Origin of the sequence: Streptomyces globisporus C-1027 (assembly GCF_000261345.2) — a bacterium.
Lineage (GTDB): Bacteria > Actinomycetota > Actinomycetes > Streptomycetales > Streptomycetaceae > Streptomyces > Streptomyces pakalii.
This window is the reverse complement of the sequence record NZ_CP013738.1, coordinates 3,928,279-3,947,148: the sequence shown is the minus strand read 5'-3', so window position 1 is coordinate 3,947,148 and position 18,870 is coordinate 3,928,279. Positions and strand designations below refer to the sequence as shown.

Sequence of the window (18,870 nt, the reverse complement as noted above, 5' to 3'; positions counted from 1 at the left end):
TGGCCGAGCGCCAGCTGAACCCCGGGGAGGCCGGTCCGGTGTCGGTGCGACTCGTCGTCAGGACCTTCAGCGAACTCTGCATCACCGTGGGCGCTCTGATCGTCCTCTTCGTCGTCTACTTCCTGTTCTGGACCGGCGTGAAAGCGGCCGACGCGGCCGAGGGCGAGATCGACACCCTCCAGAGCCGGTGGGCACGCGAACCCGTGGTTCCGGCCCCGCCGCCCCCTTCCACTTCCGCTGAGCCCTCCGACCCGGCCCCGTACCGCGACGGAAAGCCCTTCGCGACGATGCACATCCCCCGCTTCGGCTCCGGCTGGGAGTGGCCCGTCCTGGAGAACACCGAGGTCAAAACCTTGAAGAAGGGGCTCGGGCACTACAGCGGAACGGCCCGCCCCGGCGATACGGGCAACTTCGCGGTCGCCGGGCACCGGCGGACGTACGGCGATCCCTTCAAGGACTTCCCGAAGCTGCGCCCCGGGGACGCGGTCGTCGTCAACGACGGCACGACCTGGTTCACCTACCGCATCGCGAAGAGGCCCTACCGGACCGTGCCCACCGACACCGCCGTCGTCGACCCGGTGCCCCGCGGCTCGGGCTTCGAGGGCGCGGGCCGCTATCTGACCCTCACCACGTGCGAACCGGAATGGGGCAGCAGCCACCGGCTGATCGCCTGGGCGCATCTGGACGCGACACGGCCGGTGAGCGAGGGGCAGCCGCCGGAGCTCGCCGACTGAGCCGAGATGGTCCCCGGCCTCTGGCGGACCACGACCCGTGGTTTTCCCCAGTGGACCCATGCTTCTGCCGCGGCCCTCTAGTCTGGTGCGGGTACCGAATGGAGGGGTCAGCATGTACGGCTGGATCTGGCGGCATCTGCCGGGCAACGCATGGGTGCGGAGCATCATCGCGCTCGCGCTGATTCTGGCGGTCGTCTACGCACTGTTCCAGTACGTGTTCCCGTGGGCGGAGCCGCTGCTCCCGTTCGGTGATGTGACCGTCGACGGCGCGAGCGCCGGTGGAGCAGGAGCCGGCCAGTGACCGCACGCATCCTCGTCGTGGACAACTACGACAGCTTCGTCTTCAACCTCGTCCAGTATCTGTACCAGCTCGGCGCCGAGTGCGAAGTGCTGCGCAACGACGAGGTGACCCCCGCCCACGCCCAGGACGGCTTCGACGGAGTCCTGCTCTCGCCGGGCCCCGGTACGCCCGAACAGGCTGGCGTCTGCGTCGAGATGGTGCGCCACTGCGCGGACACCGGCGTTCCGGTCTTCGGCGTCTGCCTGGGGATGCAGTCGATGGCGGTGGCGTACGGCGGTGTCGTCGACCGGGCCCCCGAACTGCTGCACGGCAAGACCTCCCCCGTGACCCACGAGGGCAAGGGCGTCTTCGCCGGGCTGCCGTCCCCCTTCACCGCGACGCGCTACCACTCGCTCGCCGCGGAACCCGGCGGGCTGCCCCCCGAGCTGGAGGTCACCGCCCGTACGGCGGACGGCATCATCATGGGGCTGCGCCACCGCGACCGGGCGGTGGAGGGCGTGCAGTTCCACCCCGAGTCGGTGCTCACCGAACACGGCCACCTGATGCTCGCCAACTGGCTGGAGCAGTGCGGAGACCAGGGGGCCGTCGCGCGCTCGGCGGGGCTCGCGCCGGTGGTGGGCAAGGCCGCCGCGTGACCGCAGGCCGCCCCGGGCGCACCGCCGGACCGGAAGGCCCCGACGCGCACGGGGTGTACGGGACCGACGGCGCGTTCGTGGCGGCGGTGGACGGCCTCGCGGATCCGCTCAACGATCCGCTGCCCGGCGGGCACACGTCACCGTGGTTCCGGTCGGACACGGTCCCGGCGGAACCCGCGGCGCCCCACGCTGTGCAGTCCGCGGCGCCGTCCTCGTACGAGACCGGGTACGCGCCCCGCCAAGCACCTCCTCAAGGGCCTCAGCAGCCCCAGGGAGCCCCGAACGAGTGGTACGACCCGGCCGGGTACCAACGCGACTGGTACGGGCCTCAGGAGCCGTCTGCGCGCATGGCCCCGGCGGACCTGGCCTCCCCGGCGGACCCGGTGGCTCCGGCCGAGGAGCCGGTCCCGGTTCCGGCCGCGCCGGACCTCCACGCCGAACCGCGTACCGAAGTGCTGGCCCGCATACCGTCAAAGACGGAGCCCGACCCCGCGCCTTCCCCCGGCGGGCGGGCCGAGCGGCGTCGGGCGGCCAAGGGGCGCGGGCGCCGGCGCCCGGGGACCGCACCGGAGCAGAAGGCCGCCCCGGTCGCCGCCGTGCCGATGTCCCGGGTGGAGGCCCGGCGCGCGGCGCGGGCGGCGAAGGACAGCCCGGCGGTCATCGCCAGCCGGGCGGTCGGCGAGGTGTTCATCACGCTGGGCGTCCTGATGCTGCTGTTCGTCACCTACCAGCTGTGGTGGACCAACATCCGGGCCGACCAGATCGCCGGCAAGGAGACGAACCGGATCCAGGACGAATGGGCCAACGGCGACCGCACGCCAGGGGTGTTCGCGCCCGGCGAGGGCTTCGCGATCATGCACATCCCCAAGCTGGACGTCGTCGCCCCGATCGCCGAGGGCATCGACAAGGAGAAGGTCCTCGACCGGGGGATGATCGGCCACTACGGCGAGGGCAAGCTCAAGACGGCGATGCCCTCCGACAAGCAGGGCAACTTCTCCGTTGCGGGTCACCGCAACACCCACGGTGAACCGTTCCGCTACATCAACAAGCTGAAGCCCGGCGACCCGATCGTGGTCGAGACCCGGGACGCGTACTACACCTACGAGATGGCCAGCATCCTCCCGCAGACGTCGCCGTCGAACATCTCGGTGATCGAGCCGATCCCGGCCGGTTCCGGGTTCACGAAGCCGGGCAGGTACCTCACGCTGACGACCTGCACGCCGGAATTCACGAGTACCTACCGGCTGATCGTCTGGGGCAAGATGGTCGACGAACGGCCACGCAGCGAGGGAAAGCCCGACGCGCTCGTCGGCTGAACATCCTCACGACAGGGACGGTGCGGTGGCAGCGAGGACCGAGCACGACGAGCGGACCGACACGTCCGCGTCCCCGCCCCCGGCGCGCCGCCGCGTCCGCGACCGCGTGGCGTCGGCCGTCAGCGTCTTCGGTGAACTGCTCATCACCGCGGGCCTGGTGCTCGCGCTGTTCGTCGTCTACTCCCTGTGGTGGACCAACGTGCTCGCCGACCGCGAGGCCGACCGGCAGGGCGACACGGTCCGCAGCAAGTGGGCGGACGGCCCGGGCGCCCTGGACACCAAGGACGGCATCGGCTTCCTGCACGTGCCCGCCATGAAGAACGGCGAGGTGCTGGTCAAGAAGGGCACCGACCCCAAGAACCTCAACAACGGCATCGCCGGCTACTACACCGACCCCGTGAAGTCGGCCCTCCCCTGGGACGACGAGGGCAACTTCACGCTGGCCGCGCACCGCGACGGGCACGGCGCGAAGTTCCACAACATCCACAAGCTGAAGAACGGCGATCCGGTCGTCTTCGAGACCAAGGACACCTGGTACGTCTACAAGGTCTACAAGACGCTCCCCGAGACCTCGAAGTTCAACGTCGACGTCATCCAGCCGGTCCCGGAGGAGTCGGGCGTCAAGAAGCCCGGCCGCTACATCACGCTGACGACCTGCACCCCGGTCTACACCTCGAAGTACCGGTACATCGTGTGGGGCGAGCTGGAGCGTACGGAGAAGGTCGACAAGGACCGCACGAAGCCGGTCGAGCTGCTGGGCTGAGCGCTCGTCGCGGCCCCCGCACACGGGAAGGGCCCCGGTCACCATCGTGGTGACCGGGGCCCTTCGCCGTACGCTGCGGGGCGGGCGGCGGCTCAGCCGCCCGGGCCGCCGAAGAGGCCGCCCCCGCCGCCCTCGATGGTGATGAGGGTGACGGTACTGCCCTTCTCCGCCTCGGTGTTCGGCGCCGGGTTGCTGGTGATCACCCGGGCGTCCGGCTTGTCGACCGACCCCTGGGCGAGCTGGACCACGAAGCCGAGCCCCTCCAGCTGGCCCTTCGCGTCCTGGTACGACTTGCCACCGAGGTCACCGGGGATCTGGACCTTCTCCGGCTCAGCCGGCCCCTTGGAGACCTTCAGGACGATCTGGACGTCCTTGGCCTGGTTGCTCGGGCCTGTGGGAGTCTGCTCGATCACCTCACCGGCCGGCTTGTCCGAGTCGACGTCGGTCCGCGAGACGTTGGTGAACCCGAGCTGGTTCAGCTGGGCGACGGCGGCGTCGTACTGACGGGTCCGCACGTCGGGCATCGGGTTGGTCGTCTTCTTGGCGATGGTGATGGTGACCTCGGACTCCTCGTCGGCCTTCTGGCCGCCCTTGGGGTTCTGCTTGATCACCGTCCCCTCGGCCGCCTCGGACTCCGCCGTGGTGACGTTGACCGAGAAGCCCTTGCTCTCCAGCTCCTCGCGGGCGCCGTCCTCGGACTTCTCCAGGACGTTGGGGACCTCGACCTTCGGCGCTCCGGACGAGACGACGACCGTGACGGTGCCGTCCTTGTCCATCATCGCGTCGGCCGACGGATCCTGGGAGCAGATCTGGCCCTTCTCCTGCTGCTCGCACGGCTCCTCGGCGCCCTTGGTCACGGTGACGCCGGTTCTGGACGCGAGCGTCTGCGCTTCCTCGAGCGTGGAGCCCACCAGGTTCGGGGCCTTGACCTGGTCGTCGCCCCCGTTGCCGGAGAAGATCACCCGGCCGATCAGGATCGCGCCGATGAGCACCAGGATGCCCGCGACGACCAGCAGGATCGTCGAGGTGTTGCTCTTCTTCTGCTGGCGGCGGCGGCCCTGGCGGTCGTCGTAGCCGTAGCCGCCGTCGTCCGGGTTGACCGGCGGCAGCATCGAGGTCTGCGCGTTGTTCGGGTCGGTCGGGCGCAGGGCGGTGGTGGGCTGGTCGGGGTTGTAGCCGTCGTAGCCCCCGTACCCCGCGGCGCCCATCGCCGCCGTGGCCGCGACCGGCTGGCCGTCGAGGCAGGCCTCGATGTCGGCGCGCATCTCGTCGGCGGACTGGTAGCGGTAGTCCGGGTCCTTGGTGAGCGCCTTCAACACGATCGCGTCCATCTCGGGCGTGATCTCGGGGTCGAAGTTGCTCGGCGGCTGCGGCTCCTCGCGGACGTGCTGGTAGGCCACCGCGACGGGTGAGTCCCCGACGAACGGGGGCCGCACGGCGAGCAGCTCGTAGAGCAGACAGCCGGTGGAGTAGAGGTCGGAGCGTGCGTCGACCTGCTCGCCCTTGGCCTGCTCCGGGGAGAGGTACTGGGCGGTCCCGATGACCGCGGCGGTCTGCGTCATGGTCATTCCGGAGTCGCCCATGGCGCGGGCGATGCCGAAGTCCATGACCTTGACCTGGCCGGTGCGCGTCAGCATGACGTTCGCCGGCTTGATGTCGCGGTGGACGATCTGGGCGCGGTGCGAGTACTCCAGTGCCTGGAGGATGCCGACCGTCATCTCCAGCGTGCGCTCGGGGAGCAGTCTGCGGCCGGAGTGCAGCAGTTCCCGCAGCGTCGACCCGTCGACGTACTCCATCACGATGTACGGGATGGAGACCCCGTCGACGTAGTCCTCGCCGGTGTCGTACACGGCGACGATCGCGGGGTGGTTGAGCGAGGCGGCCGACTGGGCCTCTCGGCGGAACCGGGCCTGGAACGACGGGTCACGGGCCAGATCGGCCCGCAGCGTCTTCACAGCTACGGTGCGGCCGAGCCGGGTGTCGTGGGCGAGGTAGACCTCGGCCATGCCACCACGGCCGAGCACCGAGCCCAGCTCGTACCGGCCGCCGAGGCGACGCGGCTCTTCCATAACTGTTCCAGCCCTCTCCGTCAGTCCCGACCGCACCCGTGTGTGGTCCGCGGCGGTGCGCTGTTCGCGCATACGCTACCGGGCACGGGTTACGTGATCAGCCCGCACCCGTCAGCCGATATCCGACCGGTATGCGATGTCCGGTATGACGTACGGCAGCCGTGACAGGTCTCACTTCTTGCTGTCGAGGACCGCCTTCATCACATCGCGCGCGATGGGGGCGGCCAGGCCGCCACCGGAGATGTCGTCCCGGTTGGCGTTGCCGTCCTCGACCACGACGGCGACGGCGACCGGGGAGCCGTTGTCGGTCTTCGCGTACGAGATGAACCAGGCGTAGGGCTTCTCGCTGTTGTTCAGACCGTGCTGGGCGGTACCGGTCTTGCCGCCCACTGTGACGCCGGGGATCTGCGCGTTGGTTCCCGTGCCGTCCTTGACCACGGTCTCCATCATCTGCTGGAGCTTCTGGGCGTTCTCACCGGAGAGCGCGCGGCTGAGCTCCTCGGGCTCGGCGGTGTAGACCGGGTCCAGGTTGGGCGCCTGGCGCTCGGCGACCATGTACGGCTGCATCAGCTTGCCGTCGTTGGCGATCGCGGAGGCCACCATGGCCATCTGGAGCGGGGTGGTGCGGTTCGACGCCTGACCGATGCCGGCCATGGCGTTCTGCGGCTTGTTGTCCTCGGGGTAGATGCTCGCGTCGGCGCGGACGGGCGTGAAGACTTCCTTGTTGAAGCCGAACTTGTCCGTCTGCTCGATCATCTTCCGGTTGCCGAGGTCGTCGCTCATCTTCCCGAAGACGGTGTTGCACGACCAGCGCAGGGCCTCCCGCAGGGAGGCGTCCTTGCAGGGGATGCTGCCCTCGTTCTTGAGCTCCGTGGTGGACTGCGGAAGCGTCCAGGGCAGCGGGGAGTTCGTCTTGGCGTCGATGTCGTCGTAGAGCCCGTTCTCCAGGGCGGCGGCGGCGGTGACGACCTTGAAGGTGGAGCCCGGGGGGTAGGTCTCGCGCAATGCCCGGTTGAGCATCGGCTTGTCCTTGTCCTTCAGGAGCTTCTGCCGGTTGTCCGAGTCCTTCATGGAGTTCCCGGCGAAGACCGACGGGTCGTAGGACGGGGTGCTCGCGAGGGCGAGGATGGCGCCGCTCTTGGGGTCGAGGGCGGCCACCGCGCCCTTCTTGTCGCCGAGCCCCTTGAAGGCGGCCTTCTGGGCGTCGCCGTTCAGCGTGGTGACGATGTTGCCGCCGCGCTTTTTCTCGCCGGTGAACATCGACAGCGTCCGGTCGAAGAACAGCTGGTCGTCGTTGCCGGTGAGGATGCCGTCCTCCAGGTTCTCCAGCTGCGAGGAGTCGAAGGCCTGGGAGGAGTAGCCGGTCACCGGGGCCCACAGAGGACCGTCCTTCCAGACCCGCTTGTACCTGAAGTCGCTGTCCTCGGTCTCGGCGGAGCCGGTGATCGCCTTGCCGTCGACGATGATGTCGCCGCGCTCGTGGGCGTACCGCTCGATCTCGACACGGCGGTTGTACTTGTGGCTGTTCAGTTCGTCGGCACGGACGTACTGGAGCCAGTTGTCCCGGATGAGGAGGGAGAGGACGAGGATGCCGCAGAAGATCGCGATCCGGCGCAGCGGCTTGTTCACGGTCGGACCACCTGGGTCATTTCGGCGTCGGGCGACGGCGAGGGGGCCGGAGCCGGGCGGCGGGCGGTGTCGCTGATCCTGATCAGAATGGCGATCAGCGCCCAGTTGGCGAGGACGGAGGAACCACCCGCGGCCAGGAACGGCATCGTCATACCGGTGAGCGGGATGAGGCCCATCACACCGCCGGCGACGACGAACACCTGGATGGCGAACGAGCCGGAGAGGCCGATCGCGAGCAGCTTCCCGAACGGGTCACGGGCCGCCAGGGCGGTGCGCACGCCCCGTTCGACGATCAGACCGTAGATGAGCAGCACGGCCATCATCCCGGCGAGCCCGAGCTCCTCGCCGACCGTGGCGAGGATGAAGTCGGAGTTGGCGGCGAAGCCGATCAGGTCGGAGTTGCCCTGCCCGAGCCCGGTCCCGAGCGTGCCTCCGGAGCCGAAGGCCATCAAGGACTTCGCCATCTGCTCGCTCGCGGCCACCTCGCCCCAGCCCGCGAAGGGGTCGAGCCAGGCGGTGACGCGCTGCTGGACGTGCGGTTCGAACGTGGCGACGCTGACCGCGCCGACCGCCGACATCAGCAGACCGAAGACGATCCAGCTGGTGCGCTCGGTCGCCACGTAGAGCATGACGACGAACATGCCGAAGAAGAGCAGCGAGGTGCCGAGGTCGGTCTCGAAGACGAGGATCAGGATCGACATCGCCCAGATGGCGAGGATCGGGCCGAGGTCCCGTCCGCGGGGCAGGTAGAGGCCCATGAAGCGGCGGCTGGCCAGGGCCAGCGCGTCCCGCTTGACCATCAGGTAGCCCGAGAAAAACACGGTGATGATGATCTTGGCGAACTCGCCGGGCTGGAGCGTTCCGAAGCCCGGGATCTTGATCCAGATCTTGGCGCCGTTCACGGCGGGGAAGAACATCGGCAGGATCAGCAGGAGTAGCGCCACGACCATGGAGATGTACGTGTAGCGCTGCAGGATGCGGTGGTCCTTGAGGATGGCCAGGACCGCGACCAGCGTGGCCACGCCGATGGCGGAGAACAGCAGCTGCTTGGAGGCGGCCGGAGCGAAGGTGTCCAGTGCCTGGAAGCGTTCCGACTGGTCCAGCCGCCAGATCAGCGCAAGGCCCAGCCCGTTCAGCAGGATCGCCAGAGGCAGCAGCAGCGGATCGGCGTACTTGGCGAACCTGCGCACCACGAGGTGGGCGACGCCGCCGAGCAGGGCGAGACCTGCCCCGTAGCCGAGCATGCCCGCCGGCAGTTCGCCGTTGAGGGCGAGGCCCACGTTGGCGTAGGCGAACACCGAGATGGCGACGGCGAAGACGACGAGCGCCAGCTCGGTGTTGCGGCGGCTCGGTGCGTCGATCGCGCCGATGGTGGTCGTGTTGGTGACAACGCTCATGGTGCTGAAGGCCCCCTACGGCTTACTGCTTACCGCACTGCGGGACCAGCTTCTTCTCTTCCTCCGAGAGGCTGGGGCCGGGAGTGGGAGCGGTGGTCGGCTTGGTCCCCTTGGCGGAGGACGTGGCGGAAGTCCTGGTGGCGGGCGCCCCGGCGGTGCCGCCGGCCTCGCCCTCGCCCGTACGGGCCCGGGTCTCGGCCTCGGCCGCGCGGCGCTGCGCGTCCTTCTTGCAGGCGGAGGCCTGGGCGGCCAGCTCGGCGATCTTCTCGCGGGCGTCGGTGATGTTGCCCTCGGCGATCGTCGACTCGACCTGCTTGCGCTGGTACGGCGGCAGGTACTTGAGCTCGATCTCGGGGTGGTTCTTCTCGACCTTCGAGAGCGAGACCCAGGCGAGGTCCTGGCTGATGCCCTGGAACAGCGCGACGTTCTCGTCCTTCGCGCCGACGAAGTACTGCGTCTGCGTCCAGCGGTAGCCGCCGTACAGACCGCCGCCGATCACGGCCAGCGCCAGCACGATGTAGACGGAACGCTTCAGCCACTTACGGCCGCCGCGCGGTTTGACGAAGTCGTCGTCCGTGTACGAGTCGTAGGAGCCGTCCGGCATGCCGCCGTAGCCGGTGTCGCCGCTGCCGGGCGGGCCGAAGCCGCCGGCGGGCGGGGGTACGGGGCGGCCGAGGCCCGCCGCGCGTCCGGCGGGCGTCTGCATGGCCCCGCCGTCGCCCAGCTGGGCCTGGTTCTCCGCGACCGCGCCGACGACGACCGGGGTGTCATTGAGCTGGCCGGCCAGGGTGTCGTTGTTGTCGACGTCCAGGACGTCGGCGACGATGCAGGTGATGTTGTCGGGGCCGCCGCCGCGCAGGGCGAGCTGGATCAGCTCCTGGATGGTCTCCTGCGGGCCCTGGTAGCTGGCGAGGGTCTCTTCCATCGTCTGATGCGAGACCACGCCGGAGAGGCCGTCCGAGCAGATCAGATAGCGGTCGCCGGCCCGGACCTCGCGGATGGAGAGGTCCGGCTCGACATGGTCGCCGCTGCCCAGCGCCCGCATCAGCAGGGAGCGCTGCGGGTGGGTGGTGGCCTCTTCCTCGGTGATCCGGCCCTCGTCGACGAGGCGCTGCACCCAGGTGTGGTCCTGGGTGATCTGCGTCAGGACGCCGTCGCGCAGCAGATACGCGCGGGAGTCGCCGACGTGCACCAGGCCGAGGCGCTGACCGGTCCAGAGCAGGGCGGTGAGCGTGGTGCCCATGCCCTCCAGCTGGGGGTCCTCCTCGACCATGACGCGCAGCTGGTCGTTCGCCTGCTGCACGGCGGAGCCGAGCGAGGTCAGGAGATCGGATCCGGGGACGTCGTCGTCGAGCGGGACGAGGGTGGAGATCACCTCGGAGCTGGCGACCTCACCGGCCGCCTGACCGCCCATGCCGTCGGCGATGGCGAGGAGGCGGGGACCGGCGTAGCCGGAGTCCTCGTTGCCCTCGCGGATCATGCCCTTGTGCGACCCGGCGGCGAAGCGCAGCGACAGACTCATGCGCACCTCGCCCGTCGGCTCGGGGTACAGCCTGTCTCGAGCCACACTGCCCACCCTCCGGTCGGGAACCGGGCAGCGTCCACGGTCGGGACCGCCGCGGCTCGCTCGCTCCGCTCGCTCATTGTCGTACTACTTCCGCAGCTCGATGACGGTCTTGCCGATACGGATCGGCGCGCCCAGCGGAACTGGTGTCGGGGTGGTGAGCCGGGTCCGTTCCAGATACGTGCCGTTGGTGGACCCGAGATCCTCGACGATCCACTGGCCGTCACGGTCCGGGTAGATCCTGGCATGCCTGCTGGACGCGTAGTCGTCGTCCAGCACGATCGTTGAATCGTGGGCCCGGCCCAGGGTGATGGTCTGGCCCTGGAGCGCGACCGTGGTGCCCGTGAGCGAGCCTTCGGACACGACCAGCTTGGTCGGCGCCCCGCGGCGCTGCCGGCCCGGCTGCTGACGCTGCTGGGGCGGCGCCGCTTGTTGTTGTTGGCGGCCCTGCTGGGGGCGCGTGTCGGCGGCAGTGCGGCGTGAGCCGCGCTGCGTGACGCGCGTTCCGAACAGGTCGCTGCGGATGACCTGTACGGCCACGATGACGAACAGCCACAGAACAGCCAGGAAACCTAGCCGCATGACCGTCAGGGTCAGCTCTGACATTGCCCCCGCTTCACCCTTCGGCTTGCCGGTAAACGATGGTGGTGCTGCCCACGACGATCCGCGAGCCGTCGCGGAGCGTAGCGCGGGTGGTGTGCTGCCCGTCTACCACGATGCCGTTGGTAGACCCGAGATCCTGGATCGTCGAGGGCGTTCCGGTCCGGATCTCACAGTGCCGGCGCGATACGCCGGGGTCGTCGATCCGCACGTCGGCGTCGGTGGATCGTCCCATCACCAACGTCGGGCGGGAAATCTGATGGCGAGTGCCGTTGATCTCGATCCAGCGTCGCGTCCGGGCGTCCGGCATGGGGCCGGCCGCCGCCGGCGGGCGCCGGTCGCTCGTGGGGGCCGAGGGCCGTCCGGCGCCGGACGGCGGGGCCGCGGGCATCGGCGGGGCGGCGCTCGGGGGGTAGCCGTAGCCACCGGGAGCCTGCGGGGCGCCGGGGCGTCCGGCAGGGGGCTGGGGGGACTGGGCCGACGGCTCCTGCTGTGACGTACTCGACGCCAGAGTGCGGCTGCGGACCCGGTAGAGCCCGGTGTCGAGGTCGTCGGCCTTCTCCAGATGGACCTTGATCGGGCCCATGAACGTGTAGCGCTGCTGCTTGGCGTAGTCGCGCACCAGGCCGGAGAGCTCGTCGCCCAGCTGGCCCGAGTACGGGCTGAGCCGCTCGTAGTCGGGGGTGGAGAGCTCGACGATGAAGTCGTTGGGGACGACGGTCCGCTCGCGGTTCCAGATCGTCGCGTTGTTGTCGCACTCGCGCTGGAGGGCGCCGGCGATCTCGACAGGCTGCACCTCGGACTTGAAGACCTTGGCGAAGGTGCCGTTGACCAGCCCCTCGAGGCGCTGCTCGAAACGCTTCATGACCCCCATGGGGCACCTCCTCCGTTGTCATCGTCCCTGTACTGCTTACTGATCGTATCCACGCGTCGGGAAATCGGCTGGTTCCCCTTGTCTGGCCTGTGGATGAGTGTCACCCCTCACACGGATCGTAGAGGTGGCCTCCTCACAGTGTCCCGCACCCGGGACGCACTCCGGAGGAGTGGGGGCGATGGTTCGGGGTTCCCGCTTCCCCTCCCGGAGCCGGCGAAACAACGGATGTGAATCCACCCTGTCCAGCGTGCTAATCTTCCGTTTGTCGCCAGGCGCTCACCCCCCAAGGTGAGAGTCTGAAAACACCACTCATGCGCGAGTGGCGGAACGGCAGACGCGCTGGCTTCAGGTGCCAGTGTCCTTCGGGACGTGGGGGTTCAAATCCCCCCTCGCGCACAACGGCAGGTGCTTGCAGCTGCTGAAGTTGAATCGGGAGAACCCCCGCTTCGGAGAGATCCGGAGCGGGGGTTCTTCGTTGTTGCGCTTTCCCGACAGTCTCGTCGGGCTTGTCGGAGGCGTTCCCGTGTTTTCGGCGGACGGGCGGGGTACGGACAGCGGGTGTGGGCACGGTTTCCGGACAGACCGATGGCCGGTGCAACGGCGTACTTGCATACGCTGGCCGCAGAGGTTGGATCGACGGCGGCTCGGCGGTGAAGGGCTGAGCGCACAGAACGTCCCGGAGGCAGGAAATGGCGAAGCAGGCTCGCGCGGTCCAGACGTGGCGGTCGATCGTGGATGCCGCGGCGAGTGTCTTCGACGACTACGGCTACGAGCGTGCCGCCATCTCGGAGATCCTCCGCCGCGCCAAGGTCACCAAGGGAGCCCTGTACTTCCATTTCGCCTCCAAGGAGGCCATCGCGCAGGCGATCATGGACGAGCAGACCTCGACGGTCGAGTTCGAGCAGGAGGGTTCGCCGCTCCAGTCCCTGGTGGACGGTGGCCAGCAGTTCGCCTTCGCCCTCCGCCACAACGCGATGGCCCGGGCCGGCACCAGGCTCTCCATCGAGGGAGTCTTCCTCGGCGGACCGCATCCGTGGGGCGACTGGATCGACGCGACGGCCCGGATGCTGGAGCTGGGGCAGGAGCGCGGCGAGGTGTTCCCGCAGATCGACCCGATGGTGTCGGCCAAAATCATCGTCGCCTCGTTCACCGGTATCCAGCTGGTCTCGGAGGCCGACTCCGGGCGGGCCGATCTGCGCGAGCAGGTCGCGGAGATGTGGCGCCACATCCTGCCGTCGATCGCTCACCCCGGTGTCATCGCCCACATCAAGCCCGAGGGCCGGGTGGATCTGGCGGCCCAGGCGCGTGAGAAGGCGGAGCGGGAGGAGCAGGAGGCCAGGATCGCCGCGGAGGCCAAGGAGGCCGGCTCCGGTCCCGCGGCGGAAACAGGCTCCCGGCAGGGCGGCGGATCCGCTCGCGGTACGCGGGCAGGGCAGTCCGGCGACGAGGGCGACGAGGAGCCCGCGGGCGCGGGTGCGGCGGCGGCCGGAGGGGCTGTCTGATCCGCGACCGGACGTGCCATGTCTCACGTTCCATGTTTCACGTGAAACGTCCCATTGATCGTGATGCGGCAGTGCCGCGGAGCTTGTAGAAGCTCCGCGGCACTGCCGTTTCTCTTTGGGGTTTGAGGCTTTCTCAGGCGGCGAGGCGGGTGGCGAGGGCCTTCGCCTTTGCCCGGGCGTCGTCGAGCGCCTGGGCGCGGGAGGCCTCGGCGAGCGGGATCAGCTCGGCCATCGACGGCTGCGAGTGGGCGAGGGTCAGCTCGGGAACGATGAAGTCCACCTCGGTGGAGAACATGCCCGCGAACACCTTCTCCAAGTAATTCTGGACAAATTCGAAGTCCTCGCGCGGGGTGCCCGGAGCGTAGGAACCGCCGCGGCTGGCGACGACGGTCACCGGGGTGCCGGCGACGGGGGAATCGGGGCCCGCGTTGTGCCCGACGATGATCACCTGGTCCAGCCATGCCTTCAGGGTGGACGGGATCGTGAAGTTGTACATCGGGGCGCCGATCAGGACGGCGTCCGCCGCGGCCAGTTCGTCGGCCAGCTCGCGGCGCAGCGGGTCGTCGGCGCCCGCGGCCGTGGCGCCGGCGTCCAGGTGGGGCAGCGGATCGGCGGCGAGGTCGCGGTGGACGACGGTGCCGTCCGGGTGCTGCTCGCGCCAGGCCTCGACGAACGCCGCGGTGACGTCGCGGGAGGCGGATCCCTGGGGGAAGACGGCGGAGTCGAGGTGCAGAAGCGTGGCCATGGGGATCTCCACAGAGAGGGGAAGGGGGCGCGGGTGGGTCGACGCGACCTCACGGGCGTCCCGAGGCAGCTTTTACGTACGTAACTACTAATAGCATAGCTACTTATTTTTTGTAAGCTGCCGACGTCGGCGCAGTACGCTAGAGGCATGGCGGATCACAGCGAAGGGGCCTGTCGGCGGGTCGATGTGGGGATCAGTCGGGTCTTCGAGTTGTTCGGCAAGCGCTGGACCGGCCCGATCGTCTCGGTGCTGCTGCAGCGACCGGTGCACTTCGCCGAGTTGCGCAGGGCGATTCCCGGGATCAGTGAGCGCATGCTCTCGGACCGGCTGACCGAACTCGGCGCTGCGGGTCTGGTGATCCGCGAGGTCGACGAGGGGCCACCGTTGCGCGTCTCCTACCGGCTCACCGAGGCCGGTACGGCGATGGAGCCCGCGCTCAAGGAGCTCGGGCGGTGGGCGGACACGTATCTGGCGCCGGAGACCGGCGGCGGCTGCTGATACAGCCGGCCGAATCGGCGGTACCGTCGTGCTCGGCCGCTGCCGGGCAGGGCTGCTGGCCGGGCGGGACAGCCGGGCAGCCGAAGAGCGTGTACGAGGGTGGGGGAGGCGACGCTCCATGGGCGAAACCGGGACGACGATGCCTGAACAGCGTGCCGAGGAGTCGGATCCGCGTATTCCCGTCGTGCCCGGGTTCGCCCGGCGCGGGGCCGCGAGTTCACCGAAGGCGGCGGGCAAGGCGCTCCGCGAACGGGTGCCCCGGTCCTCGCACGCCTCGCTGGTCCTGCCGCCGGGCCGGCCGGACGCGGTGCGGGCCGTCGAGGAGTCGAACCGGGGCCGTGTACCGGGTCTGACACCGATACGGGTGGGCCGGATGGCGGCCACCCCCTTCGCGTTCCTGCGGGGTGCGGCCGGGCTGATGGCCCACGACCTGATGGGCAGCCCCGTCACCGGGGTGGGCGCCCAGCTCTGCGGCGACGCCCACGCGGCCAACTTCGGCCTCTACGGCGATGCCCGGGGCAGCCTGGTCATCGATCTGAACGACTTCGACGAGACCGTCTTCGGGCCGTGGGAGTGGGACCTCAAGCGGCTCGCCACCTCCCTGGTGCTCGCGGGCCGGGCCGCCGGGGCCGACGAGGACACCTGCCGCCGGGGCGCGTACGACGCCGTAGGCGCCTACCGCCGCACGATGCGGCTGCTGGCCCGGCTGCCCGCCCTCGACGCCTGGAACGCGATCGCGGACGAGGAGCTCGTCTCGCACACCGACGCCCGTGACCTGGTCGGCACCCTGGAGCGGGTCTCGGAGAAGGCCCGCAACAACACCAGCGCCCGTTTCGCCGCCCGCTCCACCGAGGAGTGCCCCGATGGCGGCCGGCGCTTCGTCGACGCCCGGCCCGTGCTGCGCCGGGTGCCGGACGCCGAGGCCGCGGTCGTGGCCGCGGGTCTCGGCGGCTATCTCTCCACCGTCTCCGAGGACCGGGTGCCGCTGCTGGCCCGGTACACGATCCACGACGTGGCGTTCCGGGTGGTCGGCACCGGCAGCGTGGGGACCCGGTCGTACGTGGTGCTGCTGCTCGACCACCGGGGAGAGCCGCTGGTCCTCCAGGTGAAGGAGGCGCGCCCCTCGGTGCTCGCCCCCTATCTGCCCGCGGTCGGTTTCGACGTACCGGAAGTGGCGCACGAAGGCCGCCGGGTGGTGCTCGGGCAGAAGCGGATGCAGGTCGTCAGCGACATCCTGCTCGGCTGGGCGGACGTCGACGGCCGACATTTCCAGGTCCGGCAGTTCCGGAACCGCAAGGGCAGTGTGGACCCCGCCGCGCTCGCCGCCGACCAGGTCGACGACTACGGGCGGATGACCGGTGCACTGCTCGCCCGTGCGCACGCCCACAGCGCCGACCCCCGCCTGCTCGCGGGCTACTGCGGCAAGAACGACGAGCTCGACGAGGCCGTGGCCGCCTTCGCGGTGACGTACGCCGACCGTACGGAAGCGGATCACGCCGAGCTGCTGCGGGGGATCAAGGCGGGCAGGCTGGCCGCCGAGTTCGGTGTGTGACCGGTCCGTGTCCGGTGCGCGTGTGAGGCGGTGGGCCCGGTCGGGGCCCACCGCGTGTGCCGTGCCGCCGGGCTGTGGCCATACGCTGGACGGGTGAGCCACGAAGCCGCCGGGGTGCCGACCACCCGGAACGACGAAGACCGGCAGGACGACGTCCCGCAGGATAGCGACGACGTCCAGCAGAACGAGGCCGAGCCGGGCGCCCCCGAGCCCGCCGGCCCCGACGATGCCGGGCCGCGCCCCGAGGCCCGGCTGGCCCGGGCGGTGCAGGCCGCCGAGCAGGCGTTGATCGAGTTCGAGATCGCGGTGGAGACCTTCCGGGTGGAGGTCGAGAACTTCTCCCGGCTGCACCACCAGAAGCTCGGTCCGATGTACGCGCGTCTCGACGAGCTGGACGCGCTGATCGCGGAGGCGCGGGCGTCGAAGAGCGGGGATCCGGAGGACGAGCGCAAGGCGCGGGAGGCGCGGGCGGCCGTCATGCCGATGCCCGGGGTCGACGAGCTGTTCCACGACTGGATGGACACCGACGGTCTTTCCCCCGAGGCCGCGGCGATGCTCACCGAGCAGCCGGTCCGGCCGCCGAAGCGGGTCAGGCCGAGCGAGGAGGCCCGCAGGCTCTACCGGGAGCTGGCCCGCAAGGCGCACCCGGACCTCGCCCAGGACGAGGTGGAGCGGCAGCGCCGGGACGAGTTCATCGCCCGGGTGAACGCCGCCTACGGCCGCGGCGACGTCGAGCTGCTCAAGGAGCTCGTGGCGGAGTGGGAGGCCGGGCCGGTGCGGCCGCCGGCCCCGCTGAGCGAGAGCGAGGAGCTCTACGCCCGGCTGGAGTGGCTCAGCCGGCGCAAGGAGCTGCTGACGGTGCTCGCCAAGGAGCTGGAGGACGGCGCGATCGGCTCGATGCTGCGGATGGCCCCGGACGACCCGGACCAGCTGCTGGAGGACATCGCGGAGCAGCTGCTGGGCGAGGTGTCCCGGCGCGAGGCCGAGCTCGCGGAGATGACGCGGTAGGGCGCAGGGGCAGGGTGCGGCAGGCGGGGTGCAGTAGCGTTCCGGATGACTCTTCCGTGAGTGGACGACTCTTCCGCGTATGTACGAGAGAAGGCATGACCCATGAATTTCGTCCCGCTGCCCTCGGTGGACGCCGCGGCGGTGCCGTCGGACGGCTTCGTCCTGGACGTCCGTGAGAACGACGAGTGGGCGGCCGGTCACGTCGAGGGCGCGCTGCACATTCCGATGAGCGACTTCGTGGGCCGGTTCGGCGAGCTGACCGAGGCGGCCGATGACGGCCGGCGCGTGCATGTGATGTGCCGGGTGGGCGGCCGGTCGGCCCAGGTCACCCAGTACCTGGTCCAGCAGGGCATCGACGCGGTGAACATCGACGGCGGCATGCAGGCCTGGGACGGCGCCGGCCGCCCGATGGTCACGGACAACGGGACGCCCGCCTTCGTCCTCTGAGCCGGTCCCCCGTTCTACGGGCGCGGTCGCTGTCAGCCGAGCGGGTGGGCGGCCAGCAGGTCTCCCAGTCCCTCCTCGTGGGCCGCTGCCGGGCCGAGCGAGAGTTCGATCTGCTTCGCCCAGGCGTGGTAGCGGTGCAGCGGGTAGTCGGTGTCAGCGCCGAAGCCGCCGTGCAGATGCTGCGCGGTCTGCACGACGCGGCGCACCCCGTCGGAGGCCCAGATCTTCGCCACGGCGACGTCTCCCGCAGCCGGGAGCGGGCCGCCGGTGTCGGTGGAGATCCGCCAGGCGGCCTGCCAGAGGGTCGCCTCCATCGCCCGCAGATCGATGTACCGGTCGGCGGCCTGGACCGCCACCGCCTGGAACGTCGCGACCGGAAACCCGAACTGCTCGCGCTTGCCGGTGTATTCGGCGGTCATCGCGAGCACCCGCTCGCCCAGCCCGAGCGCCAGCGCGCACGTCCCGGTGGTGAGCAGGGACCGCAGCCAGTCCCAGCAGCCGGCCGCGTCGATCAGCTCGCGGGCCTCCACGCGCACGGCGTCGAGCCGGACCTCGGCCAGGCGTTCACCGTTGGTGGAGACCTGGTCCGCCAGAGTGACGCCGTCGCGGGTACGGGTCACGAGGGCGAGGACCGGGCGGCCTCCGGCGGTGTGTGCGGGGACGGCGATCCAGTCGGCCGCCTGGGCCCACGGAACCGCGGACTGGACCCCGTCGAGCACCCAGCCGGAGCCCCCGGCCGATCCGTCGGTCTCCCCTTCGCCAGCCCCGTTGCCTGCCCCGTCTCCCGCCCCGTAGGGCCGTGCGGAGACGGCGAGTTCGGCCGGATCGTGGCCGCTGCGGCCGTGGGCGCCGACGGTCAGGATCAGTTCGCCCCGGCCGGCCCGGGGCAGCAGCTCCGCCGCGAGGGTGCGATCGCCGTACCGCTCGATGGCCATCGCCACCGCGCAGCTCTCCAGCAACGGGACTCTGGCCAGCACCTTGGCCGACTCCCGCAGGACCAGGCAGAGCGCGATCGGGTCCAGGCCCGCGCCCCCGTGATCCGGCGACAGGGTGAGCCCGAGCAGGTCTGTGCGCGCCAGCTCGTGCCACAACTGCCGGTCGATGTCCTCCGCCACGGCGCCCGGGGTCAGGGCGGGGCTGGGCGCGCCGTCAGGTGCGACATCCGAGAAGACGGCCCTGGCCGCCTCGACGGCCGCCTGCTGTTCCTCGGTGAAGGTGAAGTCCACTGTCCCAGCC

18 protein-coding genes and 1 tRNA gene are annotated in these 18,870 nt (G+C 70.2%); 11 read left to right on the top strand and 8 right to left on the bottom strand.

Translation table 11 applies throughout. From position 1 onward, the window contains the following. Positions 1 to 38: 38 nt before the first annotated feature. From WQO_RS17115 to WQO_RS17095, 5 genes are all read left to right on the top strand, one after another. Positions 39 to 734 carry a class E sortase gene (locus WQO_RS17115; protein WP_010060379.1) on the top strand — a complete coding sequence of 232 codons (696 nt, stop codon included), beginning with the start codon at positions 39 to 41 and terminating at the stop codon, positions 732 to 734. A 112-nt stretch (positions 735 to 846) separates the two neighbouring features. Continuing rightward, positions 847 to 1,035, top strand: a complete 189-nt coding sequence (locus WQO_RS17110) for a hypothetical protein (protein WP_010060377.1) — start codon at positions 847 to 849, stop codon at positions 1,033 to 1,035. After that, positions 1,032 to 1,670, top strand: coding sequence for an aminodeoxychorismate/anthranilate synthase component II (locus tag WQO_RS17105; RefSeq protein ID WP_010060376.1), 639 nt, complete (start codon positions 1,032 to 1,034; stop codon positions 1,668 to 1,670). Before WQO_RS17110 ends, WQO_RS17105 begins: the two co-directional genes overlap by 4 nt. After that, positions 1,667 to 2,986, top strand: coding sequence for a class E sortase (locus WQO_RS17100; protein ID WP_010060375.1), 1,320 nt, complete (start codon positions 1,667 to 1,669; stop codon positions 2,984 to 2,986). The genes WQO_RS17105 and WQO_RS17100 overlap by 4 nt, the downstream gene beginning before the upstream one ends. A gap of 25 nt (positions 2,987 to 3,011) precedes the next feature. Beyond that, positions 3,012 to 3,749, top strand: a complete 738-nt coding sequence (locus WQO_RS17095) for a class E sortase (RefSeq protein WP_010060374.1) — start codon at positions 3,012 to 3,014, stop codon at positions 3,747 to 3,749. A gap of 92 nt (positions 3,750 to 3,841) precedes the next feature. On the opposite strand, the gene pknB is transcribed toward WQO_RS17095, so the two are convergent. The 6 genes from pknB to WQO_RS17065 all read right to left on the bottom strand — a co-directional run bounded on the left by pknB (position 3,842) and on the right by WQO_RS17065 (position 11,882). Further along, entirely contained in the window at positions 3,842 to 5,818 is a 1,977-nt protein-coding gene (gene pknB, locus WQO_RS17090; RefSeq protein WP_010060373.1) for a Stk1 family PASTA domain-containing Ser/Thr kinase, read from the bottom strand. Positions 5,819 to 5,989: 171 nt separating this feature from the next. Further along, positions 5,990 to 7,447, bottom strand: coding sequence for a peptidoglycan D,D-transpeptidase FtsI family protein (locus tag WQO_RS17085; protein WP_010060372.1), 1,458 nt, complete (start codon positions 7,445 to 7,447; stop codon positions 5,990 to 5,992). After that, a complete protein-coding gene (locus WQO_RS17080; RefSeq protein WP_010060370.1) occupies positions 7,444 to 8,844 on the bottom strand; it encodes an FtsW/RodA/SpoVE family cell cycle protein in 1,401 nt (466 codons plus the stop codon). Before WQO_RS17080 ends, WQO_RS17085 begins: the two co-directional genes overlap by 4 nt. Positions 8,845 to 8,866: 22 nt before the next feature. Continuing rightward, positions 8,867 to 10,366, bottom strand: coding sequence for a PP2C family protein-serine/threonine phosphatase (locus tag WQO_RS17075; protein WP_010060368.1), 1,500 nt, complete (start codon positions 10,364 to 10,366; stop codon positions 8,867 to 8,869). A gap of 129 nt (positions 10,367 to 10,495) precedes the next feature. Continuing rightward, positions 10,496 to 11,014, bottom strand: coding sequence for an FHA domain-containing protein FhaB/FipA (locus tag WQO_RS17070; RefSeq protein WP_010060367.1), 519 nt, complete (start codon positions 11,012 to 11,014; stop codon positions 10,496 to 10,498). A 10-nt stretch (positions 11,015 to 11,024) separates the two neighbouring features. Then, the gene (locus WQO_RS17065; protein WP_010060366.1) at positions 11,025 to 11,882 is read right to left on the bottom strand and encodes an FhaA domain-containing protein; all 858 of its coding nucleotides are present in this window, start codon (positions 11,880 to 11,882) and stop codon (positions 11,025 to 11,027) included. A 313-nt stretch (positions 11,883 to 12,195) separates the two neighbouring features. On the opposite strand from WQO_RS17065, the gene WQO_RS17060 reads away from it, so the two are divergent. Then, positions 12,196 to 12,278: transfer RNA gene (locus tag WQO_RS17060), tRNA-Leu, on the top strand. A 293-nt stretch (positions 12,279 to 12,571) separates the two neighbouring features. Then, entirely contained in the window at positions 12,572 to 13,384 is an 813-nt protein-coding gene (locus WQO_RS17055; RefSeq protein WP_010060365.1) for a ScbR family autoregulator-binding transcription factor, read from the top strand. Positions 13,385 to 13,517: 133 nt separating this feature from the next. On the opposite strand, the gene WQO_RS17050 is transcribed toward WQO_RS17055, so the two are convergent. Beyond that, the gene (locus WQO_RS17050) at positions 13,518 to 14,129 is read right to left on the bottom strand and encodes an FMN-dependent NADH-azoreductase (RefSeq protein WP_010060364.1); all 612 of its coding nucleotides are present in this window, start codon (positions 14,127 to 14,129) and stop codon (positions 13,518 to 13,520) included. Positions 14,130 to 14,276: 147 nt separating this feature from the next. Between WQO_RS17050 and WQO_RS17045 the strand changes: the two genes are divergently transcribed. The 4 genes from WQO_RS17045 to WQO_RS17030 all read left to right on the top strand — a co-directional run bounded on the left by WQO_RS17045 (position 14,277) and on the right by WQO_RS17030 (position 17,634). Continuing rightward, positions 14,277 to 14,627 (top strand): winged helix-turn-helix transcriptional regulator, encoded by a 351-nt coding sequence (locus WQO_RS17045; RefSeq protein WP_029182259.1) that lies wholly within the window; start codon positions 14,277 to 14,279, stop codon positions 14,625 to 14,627. Positions 14,628 to 14,766: 139 nt separating this feature from the next. Next, a complete protein-coding gene (locus WQO_RS17040; RefSeq protein ID WP_237274137.1) occupies positions 14,767 to 16,179 on the top strand; it encodes a DUF2252 domain-containing protein in 1,413 nt (470 codons plus the stop codon). A 93-nt stretch (positions 16,180 to 16,272) separates the two neighbouring features. Continuing rightward, the gene (locus tag WQO_RS17035; RefSeq protein WP_029182257.1) at positions 16,273 to 17,187 is read left to right on the top strand and encodes a J domain-containing protein; all 915 of its coding nucleotides are present in this window, start codon (positions 16,273 to 16,275) and stop codon (positions 17,185 to 17,187) included. Between the two features lie 102 nt (positions 17,188 to 17,289). Further along, positions 17,290 to 17,634 (top strand): rhodanese-like domain-containing protein, encoded by a 345-nt coding sequence (locus WQO_RS17030; protein ID WP_010060359.1) that lies wholly within the window; start codon positions 17,290 to 17,292, stop codon positions 17,632 to 17,634. Positions 17,635 to 17,666: 32 nt separating this feature from the next. Here the strand turns inward: WQO_RS17030 and WQO_RS17025 are convergent, their stop codons facing one another. Beyond that, on the bottom strand, positions 17,667 to 18,860 hold the full coding sequence (locus WQO_RS17025; protein WP_010060357.1) for an acyl-CoA dehydrogenase family protein: 1,194 nt from the start codon (positions 18,858 to 18,860) through the stop codon (positions 17,667 to 17,669). Positions 18,861 to 18,870: the final 10 nt, after the last annotated feature.